The organism is Burkholderia sp. 22313 (genome assembly GCF_052045245.1).
Lineage (GTDB): Bacteria > Pseudomonadota > Gammaproteobacteria > Burkholderiales > Burkholderiaceae > Burkholderia.
In genome coordinates this window covers 94,347-105,540 of record NZ_JBQEON010000019.1, presented here as the reverse complement: position 1 = coordinate 105,540, position 11,194 = coordinate 94,347, and the positions used below count along the sequence as shown (strand labels likewise).

At 66.9% G+C, this 11,194-nt stretch carries 10 protein-coding genes; 7 read left to right on the top strand and 3 right to left on the bottom strand.

The features are described from left to right. Nucleotides 1–70: 70 nt before the first annotated feature. The 5 genes from ACTJKF_RS17480 (at nucleotide 71) to ACTJKF_RS17460 (ending at nucleotide 5,837) form a co-directional block, all read left to right on the top strand. The gene (locus tag ACTJKF_RS17480) at nucleotides 71–1,612 is read left to right on the top strand and encodes a sigma-54 interaction domain-containing protein (protein WP_440624750.1); all 1,542 of its coding nucleotides are present in this window, start codon (nucleotides 71–73) and stop codon (nucleotides 1,610–1,612) included. Between the two features lie 21 nt (nucleotides 1,613–1,633). Next, on the top strand, nucleotides 1,634–2,161 hold the full coding sequence (locus tag ACTJKF_RS17475) for a BON domain-containing protein (RefSeq protein ID WP_440624749.1): 528 nt from the start codon (nucleotides 1,634–1,636) through the stop codon (nucleotides 2,159–2,161). A 61-nt stretch (nucleotides 2,162–2,222) separates the two neighbouring features. After that, the gene (locus tag ACTJKF_RS17470; RefSeq protein ID WP_260432353.1) at nucleotides 2,223–2,507 is read left to right on the top strand and encodes a hypothetical protein; all 285 of its coding nucleotides are present in this window, start codon (nucleotides 2,223–2,225) and stop codon (nucleotides 2,505–2,507) included. Between the two features lie 103 nt (nucleotides 2,508–2,610). Then, nucleotides 2,611–2,907: an H-NS histone family protein gene (locus ACTJKF_RS17465; protein WP_440624748.1), complete on the top strand. Its 297-nt coding sequence runs from the start codon at nucleotides 2,611–2,613 to the stop codon at nucleotides 2,905–2,907. A gap of 572 nt (nucleotides 2,908–3,479) precedes the next feature. Continuing rightward, nucleotides 3,480–5,837, top strand: coding sequence for a GNAT family N-acetyltransferase (locus ACTJKF_RS17460; RefSeq protein ID WP_440624747.1), 2,358 nt, complete (start codon nucleotides 3,480–3,482; stop codon nucleotides 5,835–5,837). Nucleotides 5,838–6,540: 703 nt separating this feature from the next. Here ACTJKF_RS17460 and ACTJKF_RS17455 read toward each other — a convergent pair. Together ACTJKF_RS17455 and ACTJKF_RS17450 are read right to left on the bottom strand one after the other, a co-directional pair. Continuing rightward, nucleotides 6,541–7,092 (bottom strand): hypothetical protein, encoded by a 552-nt coding sequence (locus ACTJKF_RS17455; protein WP_440624746.1) that lies wholly within the window; start codon nucleotides 7,090–7,092, stop codon nucleotides 6,541–6,543. Between the two features lie 277 nt (nucleotides 7,093–7,369). After that, nucleotides 7,370–8,194, bottom strand: coding sequence for an IclR family transcriptional regulator (locus ACTJKF_RS17450; RefSeq protein WP_440624745.1), 825 nt, complete (start codon nucleotides 8,192–8,194; stop codon nucleotides 7,370–7,372). A 607-nt stretch (nucleotides 8,195–8,801) separates the two neighbouring features. Here ACTJKF_RS17450 and ACTJKF_RS17445 point away from each other — a divergent pair. Then, entirely contained in the window at nucleotides 8,802–9,650 is an 849-nt protein-coding gene (locus tag ACTJKF_RS17445; RefSeq protein WP_440624744.1) for an ureidoglycolate lyase, read from the top strand. A 247-nt stretch (nucleotides 9,651–9,897) separates the two neighbouring features. Here ACTJKF_RS17445 and ACTJKF_RS17440 read toward each other — a convergent pair whose 3' ends face one another. Beyond that, a complete protein-coding gene (locus ACTJKF_RS17440) occupies nucleotides 9,898–10,281 on the bottom strand; it encodes a VOC family protein (RefSeq protein ID WP_440624743.1) in 384 nt (127 codons plus the stop codon). A 254-nt stretch (nucleotides 10,282–10,535) separates the two neighbouring features. Here ACTJKF_RS17440 and ACTJKF_RS17435 point away from each other — a divergent pair, with 254 nt between their 5' ends. After that, the gene (locus tag ACTJKF_RS17435; protein WP_440624742.1) at nucleotides 10,536–11,189 is read left to right on the top strand and encodes a CGNR zinc finger domain-containing protein; all 654 of its coding nucleotides are present in this window, start codon (nucleotides 10,536–10,538) and stop codon (nucleotides 11,187–11,189) included. Nucleotides 11,190–11,194: the final 5 nt, after the last annotated feature.

Below are 11,194 nucleotides of genomic sequence, written 5' to 3'. Positions count from 1 at the left end.
GTCTCCGAAGTGAGATACTTCGTCCCGTTCTGGAGACATCCGGCCAAGCATACGCGGAGACGACGACACGATGATGAACGACTGGGCCCGCCTGCCCGTCAATTACGGCGACGTGTTGCGGCGCGCCGCCGAGTCGCTGTTTCGTACGTTCGAGGATTCGAGCGCGGGTACGGTGGTCGTCGATCGCGACGCGCGCGTCGTGTGGATGAACGAGCGCTATGCGGCGCGCTTCGGATTCGCCGATCCGCAGCAGGCGATCGGGCTCGACTGCGAGGCCGTGATTCCGAACAGCCTGATGCGCGAGGTCGTGTCGAATGGGCAGCCCATCCTGCTCGACATCATGGAGACGGGCCGCGAGCCGCTCGTCGTCACGCGTCTGCCGTTGAAGAACGAGGCGGGCGAGACGGTCGGCGCGATCGGCTTCGCGCTGTTCGACCAGTTGAAGACGCTCACGCCGATCTTTTCCCGCTACGCGCAGCTCCAGCAGCAACTGATCGCGACGCAGCGTTCGCTCGCACAGGCGCGCCGCGCGAAATACACGTTTGCGAGCTTTGTCGGCACGAGCGCCGCGAGCCTCGAAACCAAACGGCAGGCGCGCCGTGCCGCGCAGGTCGATTCGCCGGTGCTGCTGCTCGGCGAAACGGGCACCGGCAAGGAGCTGCTCGCGCATGCGATCCACGCGGCGTCGGCGCGCGCGCTGCAGCCGCTCGTGACTGTCAACGTCGCGGCGATTCCCGACACGCTGCTCGAAACCGAATTCTTCGGTGCGGCGCCGGGCGCGTATACCGGTGCCGACCGCAAGGGGCGTGTCGGCAAGTTCGAGCTGGCCGATCGCGGCACGCTGTTTCTCGACGAGATCGGCGACATGCCGCTGCCGCTGCAGGGCAAGCTGCTGCGCGTGCTGCAGGACAAGGAGTTCGAACCGGTCGGCTCGAACCGGATCGTGCGCGCGGATGTGCGGATCATCGCGGCGACGTCGGCCGATCTGCCGGCGCTGGTCGAGGCCGGCCGCTTTCGCGCGGATCTCTATTACCGGCTCAATGTGCTGACGATCCATGCGCCACCGCTGCGCGAGCGTGCATCCGACATCGCGGCGCTGGTGTACGCGACGCTCGAGGAACTGGCCGCGCAGCACGGTCGCGCCGCGCACTGCGAGCTGACCGACGATGCGCTGCGGATGCTGTGCGCATACCCGTGGCCGGGCAACGTGCGCGAGTTGCGCAACACGCTCGAGCGTGCGCTGATGCTGTCGGATCGCTCGGTGATCGATGCGGGGACGCTCGCGACGTTCCTCGGGCCGGTGCGGGTCGCGCCCGACAGCGTGCCGGTGGGCACGCGGGCGGCTCCGTCGGCGGTTGGCCGCTACACGGGCGACGCGGGCGACGCGCAGGGTGCACCCGGTGCGCCGGTCGTTTCGTATACCGATGCATTGGCCGCGTGGGAACGCCAGTTCCTGGTCGACGCGCTCGCGGCCTGCGACGGGAAGGTGGTGGAAGCGGCCGCGCGCATCGGCATCGGTCGGGCGACGCTCTACAAGAAGATGACGGCGCTCGGGATCGACCGGTCGCGCGCGGCGGCCGACGCGCGCGGACATGAAGAACGGCACCGATGAAGAGCCCGACAGGAGACAACGATGAAACGAATCGGCATTGCCGGATGGCTGGCCGTACTGCTGGCGACGTCGGCATTCGCGCAGGGCGACGACGCCGGCGCGCCTGCGGTGCGGCGCAACTGGTACAACGATCCATTCGTCGCGTTGTCGCAGGACTTCGCCGAATGCCCGCTGCCGCTTGGCCCGTGGATGACGCGCGCCGAAATGACGGACGACGCGCATTACCGCGCCGAGCGCGGCACCTCCTGCTGGCTCGCGCATCGCTGCACGAAACCGAATTCCTATCTGTACGACGAGCCGATCGCCGCGGCGGCGAAAGCGCATTTCGCGGGCACCGACCGTCTGCAGGGCACGAGCCTGTGGATCACCGTGCAGCGGCGCTTCATTTATGTCGAAGGCTGTGCCGATCCGGCATTCGACCGGCAGGCGCTGGCGCGCGAACTCGGTGCGCTTCCCGACGTCGAGCAGGTGTTCGTTCGCATCACCGACGATCCGCACCAGGCCTTGCCATACAAGACGCGCGGCCGCCCCAACCGGGCGCCGGACTGAACAGGTGAAGGCCGTGCATGGCATACTCGCGACATTAAAAAATTGGTTGACGGAAAGAACAATGAAACACATGCTTGCGTCGGTCTGTCGGTGGCCTCGAACGCATTGGCGTCGGGCCGGATTGTTGGCCCTGGTTGCGGGGCTCGGCGGGTGCGGCGGCGGGGCGCCGCTGTTCACTTCGGATGGGCGTCCGACTACGCAGGTGCAGTGCACCGGCAGCGACTGGAGCAATTGCACGGACAACGCCCGAGCCATCTGCAACGGAGAATTCGACGTCCTGCAGCAATCGACTGATGACGCCGTGCGAAATCTTCTCTTCGCATGCAAGAAGAAAAGCGGTTATTGATCCCGACATGACCGGCTGAGGAGACCACAGTCGGGTGAAGTGCTTTTCTATTCGCTTGGAGTCGGCTATTTTTCATGAATAACACTCACGGAGTCCCATCCATATGGCGACCTACAGGCAACTGACAGCGCAGCTCGAACGACTTCAGCAAAAGATCGACAAGGAACGCGAAAAGGCGATTGCCGATGCGATTGCCGCGATTCGGGAGAAAATCGAGGAATTCGACATTACGGCGGAAGAGCTCGGTTTCCGTCCGATGGGCAGCGCCGCTGCCGCGAAGCCGAAGCGTCCGTTGCCGCCGAAGTACCTGAACCCGAAGACGAGCGAAACGTGGAGCGGCCGCGGGCGTGCGCCGGCATGGCTCGGCAAGAATCGCACGCGATTCCTGATCAAGGACTGACTCCCGAAAATCCTCACCTTTCGTGCGCTGACTGACGGTGCGAGCGGCCACGCGGCCGTCGCACCGTTTTCTTTTCGGGCTGCCGCCGCGCGATTCGGAATCGCAAATTGATTGGCAATGCCGCACGATTAACGGATATCGATTTGCGAATTCACCGCGATTCGACCGGATATCGCGGCGAATTGTGGTAAACAACCCTGTAATGACGCGGCATGCCCGCATCGGCGTTGGCCATCCTCGCGGTGCCGACGGGCTGCCGGCCGCCATCACCTTTCGCGCATTGGGCCCGCGCGCCGGGCAATTCCCGAATGTGCTCACCATGGCTCCTGTAAATCCTCACCTTTGACGGGGCGGCCGGAGGGTCCGCATCGCGTTGTCTTCGCCCGATATGTGGTGCGAAGGTGTTGGTTACCGGGCCATGGTGCGGGCGTTGATGCGCGTCGTACAGTCGGCCGTTCGGCATATAGGCAGCCGCATGCGGTTCGCCTATGCTTGGAGTTCGCGTCGGCCGGCGCGCGGCCATCTGGCCGGTGTGCCGGTCGGGTCGTCTTTCGTTACCGTATGGAGCCGATGTGACCGTCCGCCATCTCGATGCGTTGTTCCAGCCCAGGTCCGTTGCCGTCGTCGGTGCATCGTCGCGCGCGGGCAGTATCGGTGCGATGGTGTGGGCGCGCGTGCTCGGCGGCGCATTCGACGGGCCCGTGTGGCCGGTCAATCCGAAGTATCGCGAGTTGAACGGTCACACGGTCGTGGCCGATGTCGACCGGCTTCCCGCGCCGCCGTCGGTCGCCGTGATCTGCACGCCGCCTGCCACGTGGGCCGGCATCGTGCGCAAGCTCGGCGAGCTCGGCACACGCGTCGCGGTGATCGTCGGCGAGGCACGCACCGACGCCGATCGCGCCGCGCTCGATCGCACGCTCAAGGCCGCGAAGCCGTTCGTGCTCCGTATCGTCGGGCCGGGCAGTCTCGGCGTGCTGTCACCCGCACGGCATGCGCATTTCGGCGCGCCGGCCTATACGGCGCGATCGGGTGGCGTCGCATGGGTGTCGCAATCGAATGCGCTGACGAACGCGGTATTGGGCTGGGCAGATGCACGCGGCCTCGGCTTTTCGCATGTCGTCGCACTCGGCAGCGAGGCCGACGTCGATGCGGGCGACGTGCTCGACTACCTGGCGAGCGATCCCGGCACGCGCGCGATCCTGCTCGAACTCGACACCGTATGCGCGGCGCGCAAGTTCATGTCGGCGGCCCGCGCGGCGGCGCGCAACAAGCCGGTGCTCGCGCTGCGTACCGGGCGCGCGGATCCCGGCGATGCGCTGTACACGGCGGCCTTCCAGCGCGCGGGGATGGTGCGCGTCGATGCCCTCGACGATCTGCTCGACGAGATCGAGACGCTCGGCGTCGGGCGCGTCGCCGCGCGCGGCGCGGCGACGCTCGTGACGAGCGACGCAGGCGTCGCGAAACTCGCGGTCGATGCGGTCGCGGAGGTGCGTGACGTGCTCGCCGAGTGGCCGGCAGCGGCCACGTCGGCGGTAGCGGCTGCGCTGCCGCATCTCGCCGAACCAGGCAATCCGCTGACATTGGGCGACGACGCTCGCCCCGAGCATTTCGGCGCCGCCATCAAGGCGCTCGCGCCGTTTCCGCAAACGGGCACGCTGTTCGTCGTGCATTCGACGTCCCACAGCGCGCCGGCCGATGCCGTCGCACGCACCTTGATCGAAGCGCGGCAGTACGCGTATCGCGGCATCCTCGCGTGCTTCTTCGGCGCGGTCGACGCGGCGACGCGCGACGCCCTGCACGCCAACGGCATCCCGGTGCACACCACCCCGCAGCGGCTCGCGCGCGCCTATGCGCGGCTCGTCGACTACAACCTCGGGCGGCAGTTGCTGATGCAGACGCCCGAGGGCACGCCGCCGCAGCCGGCCGAGTGCGTCGCGTCGGCGCAGGCCGACGCGCGTCGAATGGTCGAGGCGGGCGAGCACGAACTGACCGGCGAAGCGGCGCTGCGCTGGCTGTCCCACTTCGGGTTGCACGGCGAGCCGGCCGACGTGCCGGCGGGCGCCAGGGTCGTCGACGTCACGGTCGACATGTACGACGATTCGAACTTCGGTCCGGTGTTCCGCTATGCGGTGCCGCCGGCAGACGGCGTATCGGCGCCGTTCGTCGTGTACGGGTTGCCGCCGCTCAACACGGTGCTCGCCCGCGCGGTGATGGCACGTTCGCCGTACGCGCGCCGCGCGCCCGTCGAACCCACGCTCGATGCGCTGACGGCGCTGTCGCAAGTCGTCTGCGACGTGCGCGAAGTGGTCGCGATGTCGGTCACGCTGCGGGTGCTGTCCGATCGTGCGTATGTCGTCGCGCCGCGCGTCACGCTGGCGGCCGGGCGCAGCCGGCTCGCGATCATGCCGTATCCGCGTCATCTCGAAGAGACGCTCGAATGGCGCGGCGAAACCGTGACGATCCGCCCGATTCGCCCGGAAGACGAGGAAGCGCACAACGAGCTGCTGCGTGCGATGACGCCGGACGATCTGCGGATGCGCTTCTTCGGCGCGGTGCGCAGCTTCGACCATTCGCAAGTGGCACGCATGACGCAGATCGACTACGACCGCGAGATGGCCTTCATCGTGTCGTTTACCGACGTGTCGGGCCGGTCGCACACGCTCGCGGTGGCGCGCGCGGTCGCCGATCCCGACAACGAGATGGCGGAGTTCGCGATTGCGGTGCGGCCGGACCAGAAGGGCAAGGGGCTCGGGCGGCTGATGATGACCCGCATCATCGACTACGCGCGCTCGCGCGGCACCGCATGGATGATCGGCGAAGCGCTGCGCGAGAACACGGCGATGATCTCGCTGGCGAAGTCGTGCGGCTTCGCGGTGTCGACGACGGAGGAGCCCGGCGTGGTGGGGTTCCGGATGAAGCTCCAGCCGTAATCGCGCCGGGGAGCAGGCTCGAACGTGTGGCCCTGTCGTGCGCGTTTCGTATGCAACGCGCAATGCAGGCAGCGCGCATCCGTGGTTGAGCGGCTTGGTTGTATTTTGGGATGCGAATCATCTGAGCCAGGCGAATGCGACTACGCATACGCATACGGAATACACACAGCGAAACAACGCGCTGTGACTCATGGGTAAAAGGCGAACGCGTCGCGTCGCAGCATCCGCGGCGGGCGCGTTGCACGGCGTCGACGACCATCGTGTATCGGCGGTTCCGGCCGCGCATTCGAGCGTGCCGATTCCCGCGATTCGCGGCTGCAGCAGCGAAAACACGTCGAAGGTGAGATTTTTCGGGAGCCCGGAGTGAGCCTTTCCGGGAGCAGTCGGGTGAGCCGATACGGGAGCGCTTGGTGAGCCTTCCCGGGAACTGCCGGTGAGCCCTTGCGGGAAACCCTGGTGAGCCTTTCCAGGAGGGCTTGGTGAGCGTCTGCGGGAGGCCTTGGTGAGGACGTTCGGGACGCATTGGTGAGCGTCTCCGGGAGCTTCAGGTGAGCTTTTCCAGGACGTGATGGTGAGCGCTTACGGGAGGTGAAGGTGAGGTTTTTCGGGAGCTTGCGGACGCAGCGCTCCGGCACGCGCGGCGCCGGCCTTGGCCGGCGTGCGCGCCGGTGCAGGCACGCATGAACCGTGCCCGCGGCAGTGCTTACGCAGCGAGTTTCGCCGCCGCGTCGTTCACCTGGTCGCGCGAAATCGCGAGTTCCTCGAGGTGTGCGTCGGCATAGACGCCGCCGGTTTCACGCTCGAGGCGGGCGATCGTCAGTGCGCAACGTGCGGTGTCTTTCGGCATGGCGATGAAGCGCTTGACCGACTCGCCGGACGTAAACGCGTCGAACAGTGCGCCGCGCACGTCGTCCGGGAGCGTCTTCGTCCATTGGTACGGCTTGCCGTTGAACGTGATCGACGGCGGCAGCGTGCGCTCCTTCTTGGTGGCCGTGATCAGGCCGTAGGTGCGCGCGGCGTCGCCGATCTGCTCGGGCGAGAAGAGTTCGTCGGGCGTGATGTCGAACTGCTCGATGTAGTTCTCGATCGCCAGCATCGCCGCGGCACGATCGTCGCGCTTCTGCTGCGCGCGCGCGACGATATCGCGCAGCTCGTCCGCTTCCTCGGGCGTGATCGTGAAGCTTGCCTGCTTCTGCTGAAGTTCGGAGAAACGCTGGAATTCTTGATCGTTCAGAAGTTTGGCCATGACATCCATCGGATACGGCGCCCGCGACAGCCGGCCGCCGTAGTTTTTGAGAGGGCCGCTATTTTAGCGTAGCGCCGGGGGCGCAGCGCTCGCGCAGCCGGCAATGGTCTGCCGAATGCCGCTGCGGGCGTTCGCGAAATTGCTGCGCATCGCACACCGCAGCGGTGTCGCCGAACGCCCCGGTGTGCTTGCGCGACCTGCGCGCACAAGCGTGATGAACGCCTGACGCGCTCGAACGCAGGATCGCTCGTCCGCCGGGCCGACCCGCTTCGGCGCCGTCGCGCGTTCAGCACGTCTCCGCGCGGCACATCGACAGCTGGCCGGCCGTATCGCGCAGCCCCGCGACGACCACGTCGACCGACGGCGCCATGTGCGCGTCGATCCGGCGCATGTACGGGCAGGTCAGCACCGCGATCGCATGGCCGGACGGGCCGAGAAGCGGCGCGCTGAGGTCGGTGACGCCGTAAGCCTGGCGGCTGTCCTGGCGCACGTAGCCGGACTGGCGGATGGACTGGCACGCGTGCGCGAGTTCCTGCTCGTTCATCGGCGTTTCGCCCTTGACCTTGCGATGCTCGGCAAGCATGTGAGCACGCTGCTCGGCACTCTGGAACGACAGCATCACGCGGCCCGATGCGGTATCGGCGAGCCCGACGCGCGAGCCGAGCCGCACCGATACGCCCCACGGGCCGGGCCCGTCCACCTGTGCGATCACGAGCAGGTTGCCGCGATCGTAGACGGTCAGATGGCACGACTGTTCGGCGGCCTCGGCGAAGCGCTGCATCAGCGGCAAGGCTTCGGCGATCAACCGGTTCATCGGCGGATGGCGGTGCGCGAGCGCGAACAGTTTCAGGCTAAGCGTGTAGCGGTCGCCGCCGCTCGAGCGCATCACGTAGCGGCGTGCGACGAGACGTTCGAGCATCCGGTAGATCTCGCTCGCATTGCGGCCGAGCTCCTTCGTGATCTCGGTACGGGTGAGTCCTTCCTTCTGCTCCGACAGGAGTTCGAGAATGTCGAGGCCTTTGTCGAGGGCGGGCGCGCGATAGCGATCGGCGGCGCCCATCGACTCCCGTGCGTCGCTGTCGGGAAGCGGGTTATTGGTCGTTTGCATCATGGCTATGTGGTCCGGGGATTGCCGATCGGCAGGCGACGCACGCTGGCCGGTGTTGCACGCGGAATCGGAAAGCCCGCATGCGGATGTGAGTGCCAACCGCGCGAGCTTAGCAATAAACTTTCAGTGTGCAATGCAGCGTGTTTTTACCGATCGTTACCGAGCAAGAACGGATCAAGTGTCGTTTTCGATGACAGGGTCGCAACGAATATTGTCTATTCATGTCCCGATGCTGCGATGCAACGCCGGCACGCGCACCAATAGTCGGTATCCGTCGCGGGCCATTTCACGGCGCGCTGCCGATGGTACAAAGAGTGGCGGGCCAGCGACGGCGCGGCCGCGCATGAAGCCGCGCCGGCACCGGCGGGCACATGACGCGGATGCCGGGCCGTCGTCGCCGATGCGCAGACCGGCGGCCGCCCGCTCGATGCGCGTCGCACTTCGGTGCGACGCCGCGATCGCTGCGCCCGCGCGAGCTTCGCGTGTCGAACGGCCTGCCGGATACGGCGCCGACGCGCGTCATCGACGATCGACATTCAGTCCGGCGCGTGGCCGCAAGCGGCCGCGTCGGCCGGTATCCTGTCACATTCGACAACAGAGGTTGAGCACGATGAAACTGCTTCGCTATGGCCCGTCCGGCCAGGAAAAGCCCGGTATTCTCGACGCGGACGGCCGGATTCGCGACCTGTCCGCGCACGTGCCGGATCTGGCCGGCGACGCGCTGTCCGACACCGGTCTCGCGCGCCTGCGCGCGATCGATCCGGCCACGCTGCCGCTCGTCTCCGGCGAGCCGCGCATCGGCGCGTGCGTCGGACGCGTCGGCAAGTTCATCGGCATTGGTCTGAACTATGCCGACCACGCGGCCGAAGCCGGCATGCCGGTGCCGAAGGAGCCGGTGGTGTTCGGCAAATGGACGAGTTCGATCTGCGGCCCGAACGACGGCATCGACATCCCGAAGGGCTCCGTGAAGACGGACTGGGAGGTCGAGCTGGGCGTCGTGATCGGCGCGACGTGCAAGGACGTGGACGAAGCACGCGCGCTCGATTACGTCGCCGGCTACTGCGTCGTCAACGACGTGTCCGAGCGCGAGTGGCAGATCGAGCGCGGCGGCCAGTGGGACAAGGGCAAGGGCTTCGACACGTTCGGCCCGATCGGCCCGTGGCTCGTCACGCGCGACGAGGTGCCCGATCCGCAGCGCCTCGACCTGTGGCTCGAGATCGACGGCCGCCGCTATCAGAACGGCAACACGCGCACGATGGTGTTCACCGTCGCGCAACTGATCGCGTATCTGTCGAGCTGCATGACGCTGCAACCGGGCGACGTGATCACGACCGGCACGCCGCCGGGCGTCGGGATGGGCATCAAGCCGTCGCCGGTGTTCCTGAAGGCCGGCCAGAGGGTGCGCCTCGGGATCGACGGGCTCGGCGAACAACTGCAGAGCACGCGCAACGCGCAATAAGCGTCGGCGCGGCGCGGGCTGGTGGTCGGGCCGGGGGCGGGCGCAACCGGCCGCTCACCTGCCGCTCACCGGCCGCGCTGTCCGACTTGCCGCCCGATCGCGCCGCCCGATCGCGCCGCAAGATCGCCGGGGGCGACCGTCGCGAACCGAACCTCGATGCAGTAAAGACAAAAGAAGACAAGGGCCCCGATTCCGCATCGCCCGGAATCGGGGCCCTTGTCGTTCATCCGCGTCCGGACGCGGCGAATCAGACGATGTTGTCCAGCTCGCAGTGGGCTTCGAGCCGATACCCGTCGGGATCGACGACGAACGCCGCGTAGTAGCCGGGGCCGTAGTGCTCGCGCTTGCCGGGCCCGCCGTTGTCCTGCCCGCCATGCTGCAGCGCGGCGCGATAGAACGCGTCGACTTCCACCGGCGACGACGCGCGGAACGACACGTGCAACCCCGAATCGGGATCGGCGGCGACCGGACGCGTCGCGCGCTGCAGCCACAGCACCGGTTCGGTGGTGCCGTAGCCGAGGGATCCGTCGTCGCTGTACAGCCGCTTGTAGCCGAGCGCACCGAGCGCGCTGTCGTAGAACGCACGGCTGCGGTCGATGTGGGCAACGCCGAACGAAAGGTGATCGATCATCTGTGGCTCCTTGAACTGAGGGGGGACGTCAGTGCAGCAAACCTGCTCACCAGCACCATGCCAGCCGCTTGTCGCGCAGCGTGCCGAGCGTGCTGTCGTAGAACGCACGGCCGCGGCCGGTGTGGATAACTCCATATGAAAGGCGATCGATCATCTGTGGCTGCTTGAACTGAAGGGGGAAGTCAGCGCAGCAAACCGTCTTGTAACCACCATGATGGTTATGTTAGAAACCGTCCGGACGCTTGTCAACCGGCATGGTGGTTAGATACGATCGCGTCATGAGCAAAACGCAACCTTCCGTCACGACGGACTGCCTGATTCCGGCGCCGTCCGAAACGTTGAGCATCGATTTCGCGAACACGCTTTACTGGCGCGGCGCCGACGTGCCGACGGAAACCTTCGGCACGCTGGATGACCTGTTCGCGTGGTGCAGCGCGCAGGCGGGCGTGCCGGCCGGCCTTGCCGATGCGTGTCGCGTTCGCGTACAAGAGACGACGACGGATGACGCGCCGGCGATGCTGGCGCGGGCGCTCGCGTTGCGCGAGGCGCTGTACCGGCTCTTTCACGCGCAGGCCGAGCGGTGCGAGCCGCAACCCGGCGATCTCGCGCTGCTGGGCGGTTTTCTGGCGGAAGCGGCGCCGCGGGTCGCGCTCGCGCGGATCGACGGTGGCTATGCGTGGCGGATCGGGGCAGCCGGCGCGACGCTTGCCGGGCTGTTGAGCCCGGTATTGTGGTCGGCAACCGACCTGCTCGGCGGCGCGCGGCTCGCGAAGGTCAAGCGCTGCGCGAACGACGCATGCCAGTGGCTGTTCATCGACGACAGCAAGAACGGCAGCCGCCGCTGGTGTTCGATGTCGTCGTGCGGCAATCGCGCGAAGGCGTACCGCCACTATCACAAGGCCGATTGACGGCG